We start from the raw sequence: 18,937 nt of genomic DNA on the forward strand, positions 1-18,937 counted from the left end.
CGTGAGGGGACCGGGTCGGGGCGCGGTGGCGGGAGCGGATGGGGGAGAATGGGGGCATGAGCTCGCCACGGTCCCTGCCCCCTGCCAGTCCCGCCGTCCGCGGTCTGCCCCGCGGGGAGGTGATCGGGCGCTACGCCACGTACGCCGACGCGCAGAAGGCCGTGGACCACCTGGCGGACGAGCAGTTCGAGGTGGACCGGATCGCGATCGTCGGCAACGACCTGAAGTCCGTGGAGCAGGTGACCGGCCGGCTGAGCTATCCGAAGGTCGCGGGCCAGGGCGCGCTCAACGGCATGGTCTTCGGCGCGTTCCTCGGGATGATCCTGTCGTTGCTGGGCGGGGAGCAGTGGCTGTCCACGCTGCTCGTGTCGGTGCTGATGGGCGGGGCCTTCTGGATGCTGCTCGCCACCATCACCTACGCCATGCAGCGCGGGAAGCGGGACTTCACCTCGACCAACCAGATCGTCGCCACGTCCTACGACGTCGTGGCCGCCCCCGAGGTGGCCCAGCGCGCCCAGCAGGTGCTCCAGGGGCTGCGCGGGCTGCAGAGCCTGCCGCGGACCGCTCCCGCGCCGCGGCCCGCTCCGCAGCAGGGTCCTCCGCAGGGGATGCGGCAGGGCCCCCCGCAGCCCGGGACGCCGGGGCGGCCCCCGGCGGGGGCCCCGTGGCAGCGGCCCTCCCACGGCGCCGCCCCGGAGCCGGCCGGCGGACCCGCGGGTCCCGCGCCCGCGGTCCCCGCGGCGGGCCAGAGCGAGCAGGCCGACGCGCCCGGCCGCTCCGCGATGTTCCAGGACCTGCCCGACGGCCGGCCCCAGTACGGCATCAGGCTCCCCGCCGGGGAGCCCGACGGGGACGCCGCCGGTCAGGACGCGGCCCCGGACCGGTCCGGGCCGCCGACCGGCGGGAGAACGTCCACCGACGCCTCCCGCTGACGGCCGGCGGCCGCCGGCTCAGCTGGGGTCGACGCCCTCCCGGGCGTGCCACAGACCGGTCATCCACGCCTCGACCTCGTCCGGGGTGCGGGGCAGCCCGGACGAGAGGTTGACGTTGCCGTCCTCGGTGATCAGGACGTCGTCCTCGATCCGCACGCCGATCCCGCGGTACTCCTCCGGCACCGCGAGGTCCTCCGCCTTGAAGTAGAGGCCGGGCTCGATGGTGAACACCATGCCGGGCTCGATGACCCCGTCCACGTACAGCTCCCGCTTGGCCTGCGCGCAGTCGTGCACGTCGAGGCCCAGGTGGTGGCTCGTGCCGTGCGGCATCCACCGCCGGTGGTGCTGGCCCGCCGCGGAGAGCGAGACCTCGGCGGGCACGGGCAGCAGGCCCCAGCTCTCCAGCCGCCGGGCCAGGACCTCCATGGCGGCGGCGTGCACGTCCCGGAACCGGTTGCCGGGCACCGCGGCGTCGAACGCGGCGTCGGCGGCGTCCAGGACCGCCTGGTAGATCCGCCGCTGCACCTCCGAGTAGCGGCCGTTCACCGGCAGGGTGCGGGTGATGTCAGCGGTGTAGAGGGAGTCGGCCTCCACGCCCGCGTCCACGAGGATCAGCTCCCCGGGGATCACCCTCCCGGTGTTGCGGATCCAGTGCAGGACCGTGGCGTTGTTGCCGCACGCCGCGATGGTGTCGTAGCCGAGGTCGTTGCCGTCCGTGCGGGCGCGGGCGAAGAAGGCGCCCTCGACCATGCGCTCGCCGCGGTGGCGGTGGCCCGCGGCGGCCGGCAGCACGTGCACGATGTCGGTGAAGCCCGCGATGGTCGCGTCCACGGCCTCGCGCAGCTGCCCGACCTCGTGGGCGTCCTTGACGAGCCGCAGCTCCGAGAGCGCCTCGGCGAGCTCGCCGTCGAGGGCGTCCGAGGACTCGAGGTCCACCCCGGTGTTGATCCGGGAGGTGTCCACCAGGGCGTCGACGTTCAGGTCCACCTCGCGCACGAGCCGGACCCGCAGGCCGCCCAGGGCGGTGGGCCCGGCGTTCTTGGTGACCGCGTCCTCGAGGCCCCCGAGGTCCCGGGTGCGCAGCCCGTAGGCGGCGCCCAGTTCCTCGAGGGTGGGGCGGGGGCCCACCCAGAACTCGCCGTTCTTGGCGTCGGCGTAGAACTCCTTCGAGTCCCGGCCGGCCATGGGGTGGAAGTACAGGGTGGCCTCGTGGTGGCCCCCGTCGTCGCCGGCGCCCTCCTGGACGGGCTCGAGCACCAGCACGGCGTCGGGCTCGTGGTCCACGCCCAGACCCGTGAGGTGCGCGAACGCGGAGTGCGGCCGGAAGCGGTAGTCGGTGTCGTTGGAGCGGACCTTGAGCGGCCCGGCGGGGAGCACGAGCCGCTCGCCGGGGAACCGCTCGGAGATCCGCCGGCGCCGCTCGGCGGCGAAGTCCGCGACCGGGGCCCGCTCCACCTCGGTGGGCTCCGCCTCCGCCCACTGGGATGCCATGAACTGCTGGAAGGCGGCGGAGTCGGGGCGCTGGGACCGGTTCTCGACCCGGTCCGAGAGCGGCTGCGCCGCGTCCTGGGGTGTGCTGCTGTGCTCTGTCATGATTCCTTTCCTCGCGTCGTCGGTCTCATCGTGCCACGGGAGGCGGCGGGCCGTCCGGCCCGGACCGGTATCGTGGAGCGGGTGAAGATCGACCTGCACACCCACTCGTCCGACTCCGACGGCACGGAGAGCCCGGCGGACGTGGCCCGCGCGGCGCACGCGGCGGGCCTGGACGTCTTCGCCCTCACCGACCACGACACCACGTCCGGGTGGCAGGCGGCCGGGGACGCCGCGGTGGCCCTCGGGGTCGCCTTCGTCCCGGGCATGGAGATCTCCTGCACCACCGAGGACGGGATCTCGGTGCACCTGCTGAGCTACCTGCACGACCCGCGGGAGCCACGGCTGCTCGCCGAGATCGAGTCCTCCCGCTGCTCGCGGCGCACCCGGGCCGAGCGCATGGTCGAGCTGCTGTCCGAGGACTACCCGATCGACTGGGACGTGGTCCTGGACCACGTGCGCGAGGGCGCGACCGTGGGCCGCCCGCACATCGCCGACGCGCTCGTCACCGTGGGGGTCGTGGAGAACCGCACCGCCGCCTTCGCCTCGGTGCTGCACAGCCGCTCCCGCTACTACGTCCCCCACTACGCCCCGGACCCGGTGCACGCGGTGCGCCTCGTCCGGGCCGCCGGCGGCGTGCCCGTCTTCGCCCACCCGCTCGCCGCGGCCCGCGGCCGGGTGGTCGGCCCGGAGGTCTTCGAGGCCATGATCGACGCCGGCCTCGGCGGGCTCGAGGTCGCGCACCGGGACAACCCCGACGACGCCCGGGCCCGGCTCGTCCGGATGGCCTCCGAGCACGACCTGGTGGTCACGGGCGCGAGCGACTACCACGGGGCCGGCAAGCCCAACCGGCTGGGGGAGAACCTGACGTCCGTCCAGTCGCTCGTGCGGATCGAGGAGCAGGCCGGCTCCGGGGTCCCCGTGCGCTACCCCTGAGGGCCCCGCCGCCTGCCGGGCGAGGCCGTGCTCAGTCCCACACGGTCGCGCCCGGCAGGCGGGCGCGCATGACCTCGATCGCCTCCGGGTTGCGGTCCACGCACACGAACCGCCGGTCCAGCTGGCCGGCGGCGGCGCCGAGCGTCCCGGAGCCGGCGAAGAAGTCCAGGACCCAGTCCCCGGGGGCGGAGCTCGCGGCGACCATCCGCCGCACCAGGCCCACGGGCTTCTGCGTGGGGTAGCCGGTCTTCTCCCGGCCGGTGGGGGAGACGATGGTGTGCCACCACACGTCCGTGGGCAGCTTGCCCAGCCGCACCTTCTCCGGGGTCACCAGGCCCGGGGCCATGTACGGCTCCCGGTCGACCTCGGCGCTGTCGAACAGGTACCGCTCGGGGTCCTTGACGTACACCAGGACGTTGTCGTGCTTGGCGGGCCAGCGGCGGCGGGAGCGCCCGCCGTAGTCGTAGGCCCAGATGATCTCGTTGAGGAAGCACTCCCGCCCGAAGATCGCGTCCAGCATCACCTTCGCGTAGTGCACCTCCCGGTAGTCCAGGTGCAGGTACAGCGTCCCGTCGTCGGCCAGCACCCGCCACGCCTCCCGCAGACGGGGCTCCAGGAACCCCCAGTAGTCGGCGAACGCGTCGTCGTAGCTGCGCAGGGCCCCCAGCACGGTCGTGTAGGAGCGGCCGGCGAAGCCGGTGCGGTCGCCCTCCCCGGCGGCGGCCGGGGTCACCGTGGACTCCCGCCGCCGCTGGGTGCGGCCCGTGTTGAAGGGCGGGTCCACGTAGATCATGCGGAAGGCCCCGCCGGGCAGCCGCCGCAGGAGATCCAGGTTCTCCGCGGCGACCACCGCGTCGGGGCCCTCGGCGTCGAAGGCGAAGGGGCTCACTCGCCGGCGGTGCCGCTCTGCTCCGGCGAGGCCGCGCTGCTGCGGCGGCGCCGGCGGCGCCGGGTGGTGCCGTCCGAGGTGCGCTCCACCGAGGTCTCCCGGGGCGCCTCGGGAGCCGTCTCGCGCGCAGCCGCCCGGGGCGCCCGGGCGTCCTCGCGCGGAGCGGACGACGTCGCGGCGTCGTCGCGGCGGCCGCGGCCGCGCCCCTCACCGCAGCCGGACCCGCCGCGGCCGGAATACGCCCGCCGCGGCCGGCGCCGCGGTCGCGCGAGCGCCGTCCCGGCCCTCGCCGCGCGGGCCGCTCTTGCGCCCGCCGGGCTCGCCGAGGTCCTCGAGGACCTCGGCGCCGAGCCCCTCGTGGGTGCGCCTGGAGCGGGGGAGCCGGCCCTTGGTGCCCTTCGGGATGCTCAGCTCCTCGTACAGGTGCTCGGAGGAGGAGTAGGTCTCGCGGGGCTCGGGGATGCCGAGCTCCAGGGCCTTGTCGATCAGCCGCCAGCGCGGGATGTCGTCCCAGTCCACGAACGTCACGGCCGTGCCCTTGTTGCCCGCGCGGCCGGTGCGGCCGGTGCGGTGCAGGTAGGTCTTCTCGTCCTCGGGGCACTGGAAGTTGATGACGTGCGTGACGTCCTCGACGTCGATGCCGCGGGCGGCGACGTCCGTGGCCACGAGCACGTCGACCTTGTTGTTGCGGAACGCGCGCAGCGCCTGCTCGCGGGCGCCCTGCCCCAGGTCGCCGTGCAGCGGGGCGGCGGCGAAGCCGCGGGTGATCAGCTCGTCCGCGAGCTTGGCCGCGGCCCGCTTGGTCTTGGTGAACACGATCGTGCGCCCCCGGCCCTCGGCCTGCAGGATCCGGGCCACGACCTCGTCCTTGTCGAGGTGGTGCGCCCGGTAGACCACCTGGCGGATGTCCTTCTTGGTGGCGCCCTCGTCCGGCGCGGCGGCCCGGATGTGCATGGGCTTGGTCATGTAGCGGCGGGCCATGGCCACCACGGGCCCGGGCATCGTCGCGGAGAAGAGCATCGTCTGCCGGACCTCGGGCACGGCCGAGAGCAGCTTCTCGACGTCGGGCAGGAAGCCGAGGTCGAGCATCTCGTCGGCCTCGTCGAGCACCACGGCCCGCACCGCGGACAGGTCGAGGTGGCGCTGCCGGTTGAGGTCGATGAGCCGGCCGGGGGTGCCGACGACGACCTCGACGCCCGCCTGCAGCTGCTCGATCTGGGGCTCGTAGGCGCGGCCGCCGTAGATGGTGGCCACCCGGGCGTCGCGGGTCCGCGCGGCGGTGGCCAGGTCGTGGCCGACCTGGACGGCGAGCTCGCGGGTGGGCACCACGATGAGCGCCTGCGGGGCGCCCGGCTTCTTCAGCTGGTCCCACCCCGCGTCGCCGCGGCCCACGACGCGCTGGACCACGGGGATGCCGAAGCCGAGGGTCTTGCCCGTGCCGGTCTTGGCCTGCCCGATGATGTCCTGCCCGGACAGCGCCACCGGCAGGGTCATGGCCTGGATGGGGAAGGGGTGGACGATGCCCTCGGCGGCGAGGGAGTCCACGATGTCCTGGCGCACCCCGAACTCGGCGAAGTCCTGGGGCAGCGGCTCGGGGCGCTCGGTGGTCTCGACGACCACCTCGGGGGTGCCGTCGAGGACGGTCCCGTCGTCGGGCGCGGCGGCGTCCGGTGCGGTGTCGGTGATGTGGTCGGTCACGGTCGGTTTCCTTACGACTCGGGCACGCCCGCTGAAGGGAGGGGACCTCGGGGTCCGGCCTCCGGGCCGCCGTGCTGGCGGGCGCCGGGGGGCGTGCGGTGGGTGGAAGCCGATCGTGAGCGTGCGCCGCCTCGACCGCGCGGGCCACGGGAGCGTGGCGCCCGGGTCCGGTCCTGCGCGAGGCCGCTGTGGGGGGCCTGTTCGCGGGGAGCGGGGGCGAGTAGGTGTCTGTCGTTCGTGGGATCGCGGGTACGACCGGTCATCCAGTGCACTCAACAGTGTAGCCCGACGACCGCGCACGCTCCGTGCGGTCGCCGGGCCGGGTCCGCCGTGCCGGGCGGAGGGGGTCTCAGCCGTCCTGGGCGAAGGGGGTGAAGCCGACCGCCCGCTTCTGCTCCGCGCCGACGGCGGCGTAGCCGATGACGCCCGCGGGGACGACCGTCACGTTGCCCTTGGTGTCCGTCAGGGTCAGGGGGGACCCGGAGGACATGGCCGCGGTGATCAGCTCCACGGCCTCCGGCGCCTCGAGCGCGGAGTCGACGACGATCTCCCGGGCGACGTGCTGAACACCGATCTTGATTTCCATGGTTCCTCCTGGTCAGGGTTGCGGGATGCGTCCCGGCCAGTCTAGGAGGGCGCTACTGCCAGTCCTCGTCGATGATCGAGATTCCGCCCCAAGCTAAACGGAAGATCTGGCGCTGGGCCTCGGCCCGGCCGCCGGTGCCCGGGTTGCGGATCCAGTGCACCGCGGCGGTCTGCGCCATGCCGGTGAGGGAGCGGGAGACGAGCACGGCGTGCGGGTGGCTCAGCCCCGCGTTGGGCCCGAGGACCCCGGCGATCGAGTCCGCCACGGCGAGGTGGAAGCTCTCGAAGCGCTCCGCGACCTCCGGGTCCGCCAGCAGGTCGGACTCGAAGATCAGCCGGTGGGCCTCCGGATTGGCCTCGACGAAGCCGAAGTAGACGTCCAGCATGGACTCGACCCGCTCGCGGTTCACGTCGCTGCCCTGCAGCGCCGTGACGAGCCCGAGCGAGAGCTCCTGCAGGTAGTGGTCCACGAGGGCGAGGTACAGCTCGCGCTTGCCGGGGAAGTGCTGGTAGAGGACGGGCTTGCTCACCTGGGCGGCGTCGGCGATGTCGTCCATGGACGACCCGTGGTAGCCGTTCGAGGAGAACACGGTCAGCGCCGTCTCGAGCAGCTGCCGCCGGCGGGCCTCGCGCGGGAGGCGCGCCGGGCGGCCTCTCCTGGTCTCAGTCATGAACCGTTCCTCCTCAACCGGTCGGCGGCGCCGCCCGAACGAATGCTGCCCTACCCCGCGGCCTGGGACCGGGTGGCGGCTTCCGGCGGCGCCCCGGCCGCCGGTGGTGCGCTCTCCTCCGCGGCGGGCGCGGGGACCTCGATGCCGTACAGCGCCGCCAGACCGGTGATGTACTCGTCCTGCCGGCCCTGCGCGGCGAGCTCGCGCGCGCGGACGGTGGGGGTGTGCAGCAGGGAGCGGACCATGCGCCGCATCGCGAGCTCGATCTGCTCCTGGGCGGCCGTGCATCCGTGGTGGGAGGTGACCTTCTCGAGCTCGGCGTCCAGGACGGCCATGGTGTGCTTGCGCAGGGCGACGATCGCGGCGTCCATGTCCCGGGCCTCCTGGCTCGCGGCGAACTCCTGGGCGGCGCGCTCGACGATCCCGCTCGCGGCGTCGACGGACTCCCGGGTCTCGTCCGGGGCGGCCACGCGCACCGACTCGAGGGTGATGAGCTCGACGCCGGGCAGGTCCGCCACGGCGGGGTCGAAGTCGCGGGTCAGGGCCAGGTCGACCACGGTGCGGGACCCGGCGGGGAACGCGGCGGCGCCCATGGGGGCGGAGCCGCCGCTGCAGCCGATCACGACGTCGGCGCGCTCCAGGGCCGCGGCCAGCTCCGCGGTCCCCACCGGGGTGCCGCCGCGGTTCTCGGTGAACTGCTCCGCCCGGCCCGACGCCGAGTACACCTCGATGTCCGCGCAGCCGCGGTCGCGCAGGGCCGCCATGGTCGCCCCTGCGTAGGCGCCCGTGCCGAACACGAGGGCCCGGCGCGACGTCCATGTGCCGGACGTGACGTCGTCGGCGAGGTCCAGGGCCACGGAGACGATGGAGCGGCCGCGCTCGCCCAGGGCGGTCTGCGTGCCCACCTTGCGGGCGGTGCGGGCGGCCGCCTCGAACAGCCGCTGGAGCTTGCCGGAGACCGTCCCCGCCTGCTGGGCGTCGTTGAGGGCGCGCCGGACCTGCCCGGTGATCTCGCGCTCGCCCACCACGGCGGACTCCAGCCCGGAGACCACGGTGAAGAGGTGGCGTGCGGCGCCGGAGTCGGTGAAGGCCCGCAGGGAGTCGGCCACGAACTCGGGGTCGAGCCCGGCGCGGGAGCCGATCTGCTCGGCGAGCTCGGCCAGGACCCGGTCCAGCGCCGCCCCGGACGGGACGCCCGGCGTGTCCTCGAGCTCCCCGTAGATCTCGAGCCGGTTGCACGTCGAGAGGGTCACGGCGCCCCGGAGCGGGCCGCTGCGGACCATCTCCTCGGACAGCCCGAGCGCACCGGTGCTGAGACGCGCAACGGTGTTCAGATCGACGTTCTGATGGGAGGCGACGAGAGCGAAGAGGACCACAGTGCATTCATACTAGACGGTCACCGCGGATCCGCGCCTCAGTGACGTCCGAGAGGCCGCTCACGTCCGTCACCGACCGGCCCCTCCCGGACCCCGGTGACGCTGCGTCGGTAAACGACGTCGGTGTTCCTTGGCACAATGGGAGCACTATGCCTACCACCCCTGAGACGGCGAGCACGCCGGACACGTCGACCGCAGCCGTTCCCGGGCACCCCACGGGCGGCACCCACCCCTCGGCGGCGTTCCGGCGCCTGACCGGATCGCTCGGGGCGCTGCCGCAGGGCCATCCGCTGCGGGCCGCCGGCACACTGGACGCCCCGCTGCTGCAGGCCCTCACGGGCCGCGCGCCCGGCCGCCGCCCGGTGTGGTTCATGCGGCAGGCGGGCCGGTCGCTGCCGGAGTACCGGTCCCTGCGCCAGGGCACCGCCATGCTCGACGCCTGCCTGGACCCCGCGATGGCCGCCGAGATCACGCTCCAGCCGGTGCGCCGGCACGACGTCGACGCCGCCATCTTCTTCTCCGACATCGTCGTGCCCATGCGCGTGGCCGGCGTGGACGTCGAGATCGTCCCGGGCCGCGGTCCCGTCCTGGAGCGCCCCGTGCGCACGGCCGCCGACGTCGCCGCCCTGCCCGAGCTCGCCGAGGGCTCCCTCGACCCGATCCGCGAGGCCGTCGCCCGCACCGTCGCGGAGCTCGGGGCGACCCCGCTCATCGGCTTCGCCGGGGCGCCGTTCACCGTGGCCGCCTACATGGTCGAGGGCGGGCCCTCCCGGGACCACCTGCTGCCGCGCACGATGATGCACGCCGACCCGGCGGCCTGGCGGGCGCTCGCCGAGTGGGCGGCCCGGACGTCCGGGGCGTTCCTGCGCGCCCAGGTCGAGGCCGGCGCCTCCGCCGTGCAGCTCTTCGACTCCTGGGCGGGCTCCCTGTCCCTGGCCGACTACTCCGCGCACGTGGTGGAGCACTCGGCGGCCGCGCTGCGCGCCGTCGAGGACCTCGCCGTGCCCCGGATCCACTTCGGCACCGGCACCGGTGAGCTGCTCGCCGCGATGCGGGACGCCGGCGCGGACGCGGTGGGCGTGGACTACCGGATCCCGCTGGCCGAGGCCAACCGGCGGCTCGGCGGGTCCACCGTGCTGCAGGGCAACATCGACCCGGCCCTGCTCACCGCCCCCTGGCCCGTGCTCGCCGAGCACGTGCGCGAGGTGCTGGCCGGCGGGGCCACGGCGCCCGGGCACGTGGTGAACCTCGGCCACGGCGTCCCGCCGGGCACCGACCCGCAGGTGCTGACGGACCTCGTGTCCTTCGTCCACGACCAGCCGCTGGAGCAGACCCCTCGCGGCGGCAGGCCGTGAGCGCGGAGCGGGACGGCCGGCCCGCCCGCCGGACCCCGCCCCGATCCGCCCTCGTGGTGGGCGGCGGCGTCTCCGGGCTCGTGGCCGCCCGCGACCTGGCGGCCCGCGGGCTGCGCGTCACCCTGGTCGAGGCCGAGGACCACCTCGGGGGAGCCGTCGGCGCCCACCAGGTGGCGGGCCTCGTCCTCGACTCGGGCGCCGAGTCCTTCGCGACCCGCTCCCGGGCGGTCCCCGACCTCCTGGACGAGCTCGGCCTCGGCGAGCGCGTGGTGCACCCCAACCGCTCCGGCTCGTGGCTGTTCCTGCCGGAGGGCGCCGTGCCCGCCCCCGACTCCGGGATCCTGGGCATCCCCGCCGACCCGACCGCCCCCCGGCTGCGGGCGGCCCTCGGCCGTGCCGGCATGCTGCGCGCGAGCCTCGACCGCCGGCTGCCGGCCTTCGTCGGCATGACCGAGCGCTCCCTCGGCGGCCTCGTCCGGGCGCGGATGGGGGAGCGGGTGCTGGACCGGCTCGTCGCGCCGTTCGCCACGGGCGTGCACTCCGCCCACCCCGACGACCTCGACGTCGACGCCGTCGCCCCCGGTCTGCGGCGGGCCCTGCGCGAGCACGGGTCCCTCGGCGCCGCGGCGGGCGCCCTGCGCCGCGCCGCGCCCGCGGGCGCGAACGTGGCCGGGCTGCGCGGCGGCATGAACGCGCTGTCCGAGACCCTCGTGCACGACCTCGAGCGGGCGGGCGTGAAGCTCGTCACCGGCTACGACGTCATCGCCCTCGACCGCGACCCCCGGCGCGAGGGCTGGATGGTCATCCAGCGCCAGCCGCGCTTCGGCCACAAGACCGCCGTGGCGCGCGGGGAGCTGCTCGTGATGGCCACCGACGGCACGACCGCCGTCCGGCTCCTCGCCAGCCACGAGGAGGGGCTCCAGCGGTTCGCCCCCGGGGCCGGGCCCCAGGTGGCCCTGGCCACGCTCGTGGTCGACGAGCCGCGCCTCGACGGCGCCCCCCGGGGCACCGGCCTGCTCGTGAGCGAGGACGCCCGCGGCGTGCGCGCCAAGGCCCTCACCCACGCGAGCGCCAAGTGGGACTGGGTCCGGCAGGCGGCCGGCCCCGGCCGGCACGTGCTGCGGCTCTCCTACGGGCGCGCCCAGCCCGACGCCACCGCCGTGCCCCCTGAGGTGGCCCTGCCCGACGACCAGCTCATCCGCCTGGCCCTCTCCGACGCCTCGACCCTCATGGGCATGCCCCTGCGGCCCGCCCAGCTCGTCGGCGCGGACATCGTGCGCTGGCGCTCCGCGCTGCCCCGCACCGGCGTCGGGCACGCCCGGCGGGTCGCCGACTTCCGGCGGGCGCTGGCGGCGCTGCCCGACGCCGTCGCGGTCGGCGGGTGGCTCGCGGGCACGGGCCTCGCCTCCGTCGTCGCCGACACCCGGGCCCAGGTCCGCGCCCTGCTCGCCGAGGCGGGCGTCCCGGACGACGCCGCGCCGGCCGCCACCGAACCGGCACGCACCCCACCGACCAGCACCCGACGAAAGGACTGAGCCTTGTCCCACGACACCAGCCCCCACGAGCACGGCGGTCACCCCGCAGCCACGCCCGAGCCGACGCAGGACGGCGGCGCGGAGCGGCTGCACTGGGCCGTCTGGTCCGTGTTCGCCCGCCCCGCCGGCGGGGCCGCGGCCCGCACGGCCGGCGACGACGCCTCCGCGGCCGCCGAGTTCGACGGTGTCGTCGAGCAGCTGGCGGCCGAGGGCGTGACGCTGCGCGGCGCCTACGACGTCTCGGGGATGCGCGAGGACGCCGACGTCCTCACGTGGCTGCACGGCGACGACCCCCAGGCGCTCCAGTCGGCGGTCCGCCGGCTGCGCCGCACGGAGCTCCTGGCCGGCACCGCGCAGGCCTGGAACGCGATGGGGGTGCACCGGGACGCCGAGTTCACCCGGAACCACTCGCCGTCCTTCGCCCGCGGCGTCGCCCCCGAGGACTGGGTCTGCGTCTACCCGTTCGTGCGCTCCTACGAGTGGTACTACATGAACGCCCAGCGCCGCGCCGAGATGCTGCGCAACCACGGCATGGCGGCGCGCGACTACCCCCAGGTCCTCGCCAACACCATCGCGTGCTTCGGGCTCAACGACTTCGAGTGGCTGCTCGCGCTCGAGGCCCCCGAGCTGGTCGACCTCGTCGACGTCATGCGGGCCTTCCGCAACACGGAGGCCCGGCTGCACGTGCGCGAGGAGACACCGTTCTACACGGGCCGCCGGATCCGCTCCGAGGAGCTCGCGGAGGTGCTCCGATGAGCGCCGAGAACGCCCTGTCGCGGGCCCGCGCGCACGCGCCGGAGCACTACGACGCCGTCGTCCTCTCGTCCTTCGGCGGGCCGGAGGGGCAGGACGACGTCCTGCCGTTCCTGCGCAACGTCACGAAGGGCCGCGGCATCCCCGACGAGCGGCTGGAGGAGGTGGCCACCCACTACCGGGCCAACGGCGGCGTCAGCCCCATCAACGCCCAGAACCGCGCGCTGCGCTCCGCCCTCGAGGCCGAGCTGCTCGGCCGGGGCCTGAGCGTGCCCGTGCTGTGGGCCAACCGGAACTGGGCGCCCTACGTGGCGGACGTGGTGCGGGAGTGCCACGCGCGCGGGCTGCGCAAGCTCCTGGTGCTCGCCACCAGCGCCTACTCCAGCTACTCCGGCTGCCGCCAGTACCGCGAGGACTACGGCGTGGCGCTCGAGGAGCTCGGCCTCGCGGACGAGATGCAGGTCGACAAGGTCCACCAGTACTACGACTCCGAGGGCTTCGTGCAGCCCTTCGTCGAGGGCCTCCGGGAGGGCCTCGCGCAGGTGCGCGACCGGCTCGGCGCCGACGGCGGCAGGATCGCGGTCCTGTTCTGCACCCACTCCATCCCCACGACCGACGCCGAGGCCTCCGGGCCGGCGCGGATGGACTTCGAGGAGGGCTCCGCCTACGTCGCCCAGCACCTGGCCGTGGCCCGGACCGTGCTGGAGCGCGTGGGGGCGGAGGAGCTCGGGGACCACACCTGGGACCTCGTCTACCAGTCCCGCTCCGGGCCGCCGCAGGTGCCGTGGCTCGAGCCGGACGTCAACGACGCCCTCGAGGAGCTCGCCGAGCGCGGTGTCGCCGGCGTGGTCCTCGTGCCGCTGGGCTTCGTCTCCGACCACATGGAGGTCAAGTGGGACCTCGACACGGAGGCCCTGGAGACCTGCGAACGGCTCGGCCTGCCGGCCGTGCGCACCCCCACCGCGGGCACCCACCCGGCGTTCGTGGCCGGGCTCGCAGACCTCGTGGAGCAGCGCGTCGCCGGGCGCGCCGCCCCGCCGCGGCTCTCCGCGTGCGCCGAGGGCACGTGGTTCGACGACTGCGCCCCGGACTGCTGCGTCAAGGTGCTGCGCGGCGCCACCGGGCCCCGTCCGACCATCGCGCAGCGCCCCCAGGGCGAGCCCCTCCCGGTCGCCCTCGACGAGGCGGGGGAGGTGCGGTGGTCGTGACGGCCGCGGCGCAGGGGCTCCCGGTGCTGCGGGTCGGGACCCGCGGCTCCCGGCTCGCGCTCACCCAGACCACCACGGCGGCCAGGGCCGTCGCGGCGGCGGGCGGGCTGGAGCCGGAGCTCGTCACGATCCGCACCGAGGGCGACGTCCTGACCGGGCCCCTGTCCCAGATGGGCGGCACCGGGGTCTTCGCCACGGCCCTGCGGGCCGCGCTGCTGGCGGGATCCGTGGACCTGGCCGTGCACTCCCTCAAGGACCTGCCCACCGCTCCCGTGCCGGGCCTCGAGGTCGCCGCGGTGCCGGAGCGGGAGGACCCCCGGGACGCGCTGTGCGCCCGCGACGGGCTGACCCTCGCCGGTCTGCCCGCCGGCGCGAAGGTCGGCACCGGCTCCCCGCGGCGCGCGGCGCAGGTGCGCGCGGCGCGCCCGGACCTGGAGATCGTCGACATCCGCGGCAACGTGGGCACCCGGCTGGGGCGGGTGGCCCCCGGCGACCTCGACGCCGTGGTGCTCGCCGCCTCCGGGCTGCGGCGGCTCGGGCTGGAGGACGCGATCACCGAGCTGATCGACCCGTCCGTCATGCTCCCCGCCCCCGGGCAGGGCGCCCTGGCCCTCGAGTGCCGCACCGAGGACGCCTCGGGGGACACCCCGCTCGCCGCCGCCCTCGCCGCGGTGGACCACCTGGAGACCCGCCTGGCCGTGACCGCGGAACGGGCGCTGCTGACCCGGCTCGAGGCCGGCTGCGCGGCCCCCGTGGGCACCTTCGCGCGGATCGAGGACGGCGTGCTCGTGCTCGACGTCGTCGTGGCCGACCCGGACGGCAGCCGGGTCATGCGCCGCAGCGGCCGCACCGCGGAGCGCGGCGTCGACGACGCCCGCGCCCTCGGCCACCGGCTGGGCGACGAGCTGCTCGCCGACGGCGCCGGCCGGCTGGCCCGGTTGACGCTCTGAGACCCGTGCCGCACCCCGGCCCCGCCGACCGCTCCGCCGACCCGGCCGCCGCCCTGCGCGGGGCCAGGGTCGTCGTGACCCGTTCCGCCGACCGGGCCAGGGAGCTCGTGGCGCTGCTGCACGGGCACGGGGCCCGGGTCCGGCTCGCCCCGCTGCTCGAGGCCACCCTCCCCGGGGACACCGGTCCCGTGGCCGCCCTGCTGGACCGGGCGGCGGACCCGGGGGCCGCCGCCGGGTCCTGGCTGGTGGTCACCTCGGTCACCACCGTCCGGGCCCTGCGCGCGGTCGCGGGGGAGCCGTCCGGCACGGCACTCGGCGACCGGTTCGCGGCGGCCCGGCGGGCCGGCCTGCGCGTGGCCGCGGTGGGGGACGCCACGGCCGCGGCCCTCACGGCGGCCGGGCTGCGGCCGGACCTCGTGCCCGGCGCGGTGCACTCGGCCGCCGGGCTGCTCGCCGACTGGCCGCCGGAGCCGGCTCCCGGCACCGTCCTGCTGCCGCTCTCCGCCCGGGCCCGGCCCACCCTCGAGACCGGTCTGACCGCGCGGGGGTACGGGGTGCTGACGGCCACGGCCTACGAGACCGTGCCCTGGCCGGCGCCCGCGCCCCTCGTGCGGCGGGCCGCGGCCCAGGGGGAGGCCGACGGCACGGACGACGACGCGGTCGACGGCACGGACGACGACACGGACCGCGGCGTGGACGGGCGCGTGGCCGAGCTCCACCGGTCCGACCTGCTGCAGGTCCTGGCCGCGGGCGAGGCCGACGCCGTGGTGCTCACGGCGCCGTCCCACCTCGCCGAGCTCGTGCGCGACGACCCCGCCGTCCTGGCCGGCACCGTCCTCGTGGCCATCGGCGAGCCGACGAGACGCGCCGCCGCCGAGCGCGGCCTGCCGTCCGTGGCCGCGTCCCTGCCCACCCCGGAGGGGATCCGCGACGCCCTCGCCCGGGCCCTCACCGCACCCGCGGCCTCCCGGGCGGCCGCGGGGGCGCCCGCCCCGACCCCGACGGCGGCGGCTCCGCCGCCGGCCGCACCGACCACACCGATCCCGACGACACCGATCCCTGCGACCGAGGAGACGAACTCCGTGACCCACCGAATTCCCCGCTACGACCTGGTGTCCCGCCCCCGCCGCCTGCGCACCACCCCGGCCGTGCGCCGGCTCGCCGCGCAGACCAGGGTCCATCCGTCCGACCTCATCCTGCCCGTGTTCGTCCGCGAGGGCCTCGCCGAGCCCGCCCCGCTCGGCTCCATGCCGGGGGTCGTCCAGCACTCCATGGACTCGCTCCGGCGCGCCGCCGCCGAGGCCGTGGCCAAGGGCCTCCGCGGGTTCATGATCTTCGGCGTGCCCGCCGAGCGGGACCCCGAGGGCAGCGCCGGGTGCGACCCCGAGGGCATCCTGAACCGGGCGCTGCGCGCCGTGCGCGCCGAGGTCGGCGACGACCTCGTCGTCATGGCCGACCTGTGCCTGGACGAGTTCACCGACCACGGGCACTGCGGCGTCCTGGCCGAGGACGGGACCGTGGACAACGACGCGACCCTGGAGATCTACGGCCGGATGGCCGTGGCCCAGGCCGAGGCGGGCGCCCACGTGCTCGGGCCCTCCGGCATGATGGACGGCCAGGTCGGCGTGATCCGCTCCGCCCTCGACGAGGCCGGGCACCCCGACGTCGCCGTCCTGGCCTACTCCGCGAAGTACTCCTCCGCGTTCTACGGCCCGTTCCGCGAGGCCGTGGACTCCCAGCTGCAGGGCGACCGCCGCAGCTACCAGATGGACCCCGCCAACCGCCGGGAGGCGCTGCACGAGCTGCAGCTGGACCTGGACGAGGGCGCCGACATGGTCATGGTCAAACCGGCCATGAGCTACCTCGACATCCTCCGCGACGTGGCCGAGGTCTCCCCGGTGCCCGTCTCCGCGTACCAGATCTCCGGCGAGTACGCCATGATCGAGGCCGCCGCCGCCAACGGCTGGATCGACCGCCGGGCCGCGATCCAGGAGTCCGTGCTGTCCATCCGCCGCGCGGGCGCCGACTCCGTGCTCACCTACTTCGCCGTCGAGCTCGCGGACTGGTTCCGCGAGGAGAACGGCCTCTCCTGACCCCCACCGTCCCCCGAGCCGGCACCCCCGGCGGAAGGAAGCAGACAAACCCATGAGCGTTTCCCAGGAACTCTTCGACCGCGCGCGCAAGGTCATGCCCGGCGGGGTCAACTCCCCGGTGCGGGCCTTCGCGTCCGTGGGCGGCACCCCGCCCTTCATCACCGCGGCCAAGGGCCCGTACCTCACCGACGTCGACGGCCGCGAGTACGTCGACCTCGTCAGCTCGTGGGGGCCCGCCCTCGTCGGGCACTCCCACCCGGCCGTCATCGAGGCCGTGCACGAGGCCGTGGAGCGCGGCCTGTCCTTCGGGGCCACGACCCGCGGGGAGACCGAGCTGGCCGAACTCGTGGTCGAGCGGATCGGCGCGATCGACGAGCTGCGCATGGTCTCGACCGGGACCGAGGCGGCCATGACCGCGATCCGCCTGGCGCGCGGCGTGACCGGCCGGGACCTCGTCGTGAAGTTCGCCGGGTGCTACCACGGGCACGTGGACTCCCTGCTGTCCGAGGCGGGCTCCGGCGTGGCGACCCTCGCCCTGCCCGGCTCCGCCGGGGTCACCGCGGCCACCGCGGCCGAGACCCTGGTGCTGCCCTACAACGACCTCGCCGCCGTGGAGGAGGCCTTCGCCGCCCACCCCGGCCGGATCGCCGCCGTCATCACCGAGGGCGCGCCCGCCAACATGGGTGTGGTCACCCCCGGCGAGGGCTTCAACGCGGGCCTGCGCCGGCTCACGCGCGAGCACGGGGCGCTGATGATCTTCGACGAGGTGCTGACCGGGTTCCGCGTGCACGAGGCCGGCTACTGGGGTCTCACCGCCGCGGGCGAGGACGGCTGGGAGCCCGACCTGTTCATGTTCGGGAAGGTCATCGGCGGCGGGCTGCCGGTCGCCGGCGTGGGCGGGCGGGCCGCGGTCATGAACCACCTGGCGCCCCTCGGGCCCGTGTACCAGGCCGGAACCCTGTCCGGGAACCCCGTGGCGATGGCCGCGGGCGCGGCGACCCTGCGCACCGCGGACCGGATCGCCTACCAGACCGTCGACCGGCGCTCGGCGCAGCTGCAGGAGGCGGTGCGCGCGGCGCTGACCGAGGCCGGGGTCGACCACTCGATCCAGTCGGCCGGCAACCTGTTCTCGGTGGCCTTCGGCACCTCCGCCGCCGGCGTGCACGACTACGCGCAGGCCAAGGCGCAGGAGACGTTCCGCTACCCGGCGTTCTTCCACGCGATGCTCGACCAGGGCGTCTACCTGCCCCCGTCGGTGTTCGAGGCGTGGTTCCTCTCCGCCGCGCACGACGACGCCGCGATGGACCGGATCGTCTCCGCCCTGCCGGCCGCGGCGCGCGCGGCCGCCGAGGCCCGGCCGGCCGCCTGACCACGGCCGCCGGGACCCGGCCGGCCGCCGTCCCGGGGAGCGCTCAGGCGTCCTCGGGGCGGCGGAGCGGCCACGCGCCGTCGACCACCGCGTCCGGGCGGGTCCGGCGGAAGTACTCCTGGAGGCTCGCGGCCTGCTCGGCCGCCCACCCCACCTGGTCGGCGTGCAGCGCGGCCGCCGGGCGCACCAGCTCGGGGAAGCGGCGGGCCATCAGCACCGCGAGCCGCTCCGTCGCGACCGAGTCCGCCGCCGAGGTGTGCGCCGCGGTGAGCTCGACCCCGTACTCCTCGCACAGCGCCCCGAGGGTGCGCTTGCCGCGCCGGTACCGGTGCACCTGCTTGTTGAGGACGTAGGGGTCCAGCACCGGGAAGGGCTGCGGGACCTCCACCCCGTGGCGCCGGCCCTCGTGGGCGAGGACCGTGAAGTCGTAGGAGGCGTTGAACACCAGCACGGGCGTGCCCGCGGCGAAGAGGCCGGCCAGGACGCCCGCGATCTCCGCGACCACCTCCGCGGCGGGCCGGCCCTCGGCGCGGGCCCGCTCGGTGCTCACCCCGTGCACGGCGGCCGCCTCCTCGGGGATCTCCACCCCCGGGTCCGCCAGCCACTCCCACTCGTCCGTCACGGCGCCCGCGGCGTCGGTGCGCACGACGGACGCCGTGACGATGCGGGCCGTGTGCGGGTCGCGGCCGGTCGTCTCGAGGTCGAAGGAGGCGCGCGGACCCTCGGTCCACGCGGGGGACGCCCCCGGGGCGCCCGCGGACCCCTCGAGGTCGAAGAGCACGTCCTGCTCCGCGGCGTCGTCCGGCGCGGGCGGGGCGGGCCTCGGCGCGCGCAGCGGGGCGGCGTCGAACAGGGGCAGCTGGTCGGTGGGGCCGGCGGGGCCTGAGGGCGAGGACATGGCTCCCACCGTACCGGCCCCCTCCGACCCGCCACGGACGCGGCCGCCCCGGCCGACGCCTCCGTGCGCACCGGTCCGGAACCGTCCGGGTACGCACGG

General features: G+C 75.8%; 16 protein-coding genes and 1 pseudogene. 10 read left to right on the forward strand and 7 right to left on the reverse strand.

Going from position 1 to position 18,937, the window contains the following annotated elements:
• Nucleotides 1-56 precede the first annotated feature (56 nt).
• A complete protein-coding gene (locus EQG70_RS06495; RefSeq protein ID WP_109268079.1) occupies nucleotides 57-932 on the forward strand; it encodes a YflT domain-containing protein in 876 nt (291 codons plus the stop codon).
• Between the two features lie 18 nt (nucleotides 933-950).
• Here EQG70_RS06495 and EQG70_RS06500 read toward each other — a convergent pair whose 3' ends face one another.
• Nucleotides 951-2,525, reverse strand: a complete 1,575-nt coding sequence (locus tag EQG70_RS06500) for an aminopeptidase P family protein (RefSeq protein WP_035927404.1) — start codon at nucleotides 2,523-2,525, stop codon at nucleotides 951-953.
• Between the two features lie 81 nt (nucleotides 2,526-2,606).
• On the opposite strand from EQG70_RS06500, the gene EQG70_RS06505 reads away from it, so the two are divergent.
• Nucleotides 2,607-3,458 carry a PHP domain-containing protein gene (locus tag EQG70_RS06505; protein ID WP_031283018.1) on the forward strand — a complete coding sequence of 284 codons (852 nt, stop codon included), beginning with the start codon at nucleotides 2,607-2,609 and terminating at the stop codon, nucleotides 3,456-3,458.
• A gap of 31 nt (nucleotides 3,459-3,489) precedes the next feature.
• On the opposite strand, the gene EQG70_RS06510 is transcribed toward EQG70_RS06505, so the two are convergent.
• From EQG70_RS06510 to EQG70_RS06530, 5 genes are all read right to left on the reverse strand, one after another.
• A complete protein-coding gene (locus tag EQG70_RS06510; RefSeq protein WP_017833427.1) occupies nucleotides 3,490-4,347 on the reverse strand; it encodes a DNA-methyltransferase in 858 nt (285 codons plus the stop codon).
• A 207-nt stretch (nucleotides 4,348-4,554) separates the two neighbouring features.
• Nucleotides 4,555-6,045: a DEAD/DEAH box helicase gene (locus EQG70_RS06515; RefSeq protein ID WP_419095748.1), complete on the reverse strand. Its 1,491-nt coding sequence runs from the start codon at nucleotides 6,043-6,045 to the stop codon at nucleotides 4,555-4,557.
• 349 nt (nucleotides 6,046-6,394) lie between these two features.
• Nucleotides 6,395-6,631, reverse strand: a complete 237-nt coding sequence (locus EQG70_RS06520; protein ID WP_035927396.1) for a DUF3107 domain-containing protein — start codon at nucleotides 6,629-6,631, stop codon at nucleotides 6,395-6,397.
• A 52-nt stretch (nucleotides 6,632-6,683) separates the two neighbouring features.
• Nucleotides 6,684-7,301, reverse strand: a complete 618-nt coding sequence (locus EQG70_RS06525) for a TetR/AcrR family transcriptional regulator (protein WP_017833430.1) — start codon at nucleotides 7,299-7,301, stop codon at nucleotides 6,684-6,686.
• Nucleotides 7,302-7,351: 50 nt separating this feature from the next.
• Complete coding sequence (locus EQG70_RS06530) at nucleotides 7,352-8,677, reverse strand: glutamyl-tRNA reductase (protein ID WP_017833431.1); 1,326 nt, start codon at nucleotides 8,675-8,677, stop codon at nucleotides 7,352-7,354.
• A 149-nt stretch (nucleotides 8,678-8,826) separates the two neighbouring features.
• Here EQG70_RS06530 and hemE point away from each other — a divergent pair, with 149 nt between their 5' ends.
• The 8 genes and pseudogenes from hemE (at nucleotide 8,827) to hemL (ending at nucleotide 17,940) form a co-directional block, all read left to right on the forward strand.
• On the forward strand, nucleotides 8,827-10,032 hold the full coding sequence (hemE, locus tag EQG70_RS06535) for a uroporphyrinogen decarboxylase (RefSeq protein ID WP_095650639.1): 1,206 nt from the start codon (nucleotides 8,827-8,829) through the stop codon (nucleotides 10,030-10,032).
• Complete coding sequence (hemG, locus tag EQG70_RS06540) at nucleotides 10,029-11,567, forward strand: protoporphyrinogen oxidase (RefSeq protein ID WP_241975588.1); 1,539 nt, start codon at nucleotides 10,029-10,031, stop codon at nucleotides 11,565-11,567. Before hemE ends, hemG begins: the two co-directional genes overlap by 4 nt.
• Nucleotides 11,568-11,570: 3 nt before the next feature.
• Complete coding sequence (gene hemQ, locus EQG70_RS06545) at nucleotides 11,571-12,323, forward strand: hydrogen peroxide-dependent heme synthase (RefSeq protein WP_095650638.1); 753 nt, start codon at nucleotides 11,571-11,573, stop codon at nucleotides 12,321-12,323.
• Nucleotides 12,320-13,528: a ferrochelatase gene (locus tag EQG70_RS06550; RefSeq protein WP_109268077.1), complete on the forward strand. Its 1,209-nt coding sequence runs from the start codon at nucleotides 12,320-12,322 to the stop codon at nucleotides 13,526-13,528. Before hemQ ends, EQG70_RS06550 begins: the two co-directional genes overlap by 4 nt.
• Nucleotides 13,519-14,478: a hydroxymethylbilane synthase gene (hemC, locus tag EQG70_RS06555; protein ID WP_017833436.1), complete on the forward strand. Its 960-nt coding sequence runs from the start codon at nucleotides 13,519-13,521 to the stop codon at nucleotides 14,476-14,478. The genes EQG70_RS06550 and hemC overlap by 10 nt, the downstream gene beginning before the upstream one ends.
• A 107-nt stretch (nucleotides 14,479-14,585) precedes the next feature.
• A pseudogene (locus tag EQG70_RS18825) lies at nucleotides 14,586-15,059 on the forward strand (uroporphyrinogen-III synthase); the annotation flags it as partial.
• Nucleotides 15,060-15,572: 513 nt separating this feature from the next.
• Entirely contained in the window at nucleotides 15,573-16,571 is a 999-nt protein-coding gene (hemB, locus tag EQG70_RS18485) for a porphobilinogen synthase (protein ID WP_167508944.1), read from the forward strand.
• A gap of 52 nt (nucleotides 16,572-16,623) precedes the next feature.
• A complete protein-coding gene (gene hemL / locus EQG70_RS06565; protein WP_095650634.1) occupies nucleotides 16,624-17,940 on the forward strand; it encodes a glutamate-1-semialdehyde 2,1-aminomutase in 1,317 nt (438 codons plus the stop codon).
• Nucleotides 17,941-17,983: 43 nt separating this feature from the next.
• Here hemL and EQG70_RS06570 read toward each other — a convergent pair whose 3' ends face one another.
• Nucleotides 17,984-18,838 (reverse strand): 3'-5' exonuclease, encoded by an 855-nt coding sequence (locus tag EQG70_RS06570; RefSeq protein WP_095650633.1) that lies wholly within the window; start codon nucleotides 18,836-18,838, stop codon nucleotides 17,984-17,986.
• Nucleotides 18,839-18,937 lie beyond the last annotated feature (99 nt).

It is taken from the genome of Kocuria rosea, assembly GCF_006094695.1.
GTDB lineage: Bacteria > Actinomycetota > Actinomycetes > Actinomycetales > Micrococcaceae > Kocuria > Kocuria rosea.

Coding starts and splice junctions, on each gene's coding strand:
- EQG70_RS06495 (WP_109268079.1), top strand. CDS start 57: ATGAGCTCGCCACGGTCCCTGCCCCCTGCCAGTCCCGCCGTCCGCGGT.
- EQG70_RS06500 (WP_035927404.1), bottom strand. CDS start 2,525: ATGACAGAGCACAGCAGCACACCCCAGGACGCGGCGCAGCCGCTCTCG.
- EQG70_RS06520 (WP_035927396.1), bottom strand. CDS start 6,631: ATGGAAATCAAGATCGGTGTTCAGCACGTCGCCCGGGAGATCGTCGTC.
- EQG70_RS06525 (WP_017833430.1), bottom strand. CDS start 7,301: ATGACTGAGACCAGGAGAGGCCGCCCGGCGCGCCTCCCGCGCGAGGCC.
- hemE (WP_095650639.1), top strand. CDS start 8,827: ATGCCTACCACCCCTGAGACGGCGAGCACGCCGGACACGTCGACCGCA.
- EQG70_RS06550 (WP_109268077.1), top strand. CDS start 12,320: ATGAGCGCCGAGAACGCCCTGTCGCGGGCCCGCGCGCACGCGCCGGAG.
- hemL (WP_095650634.1), top strand. CDS start 16,624: ATGAGCGTTTCCCAGGAACTCTTCGACCGCGCGCGCAAGGTCATGCCC.
- EQG70_RS06570 (WP_095650633.1), bottom strand. CDS start 18,838: ATGTCCTCGCCCTCAGGCCCCGCCGGCCCCACCGACCAGCTGCCCCTG.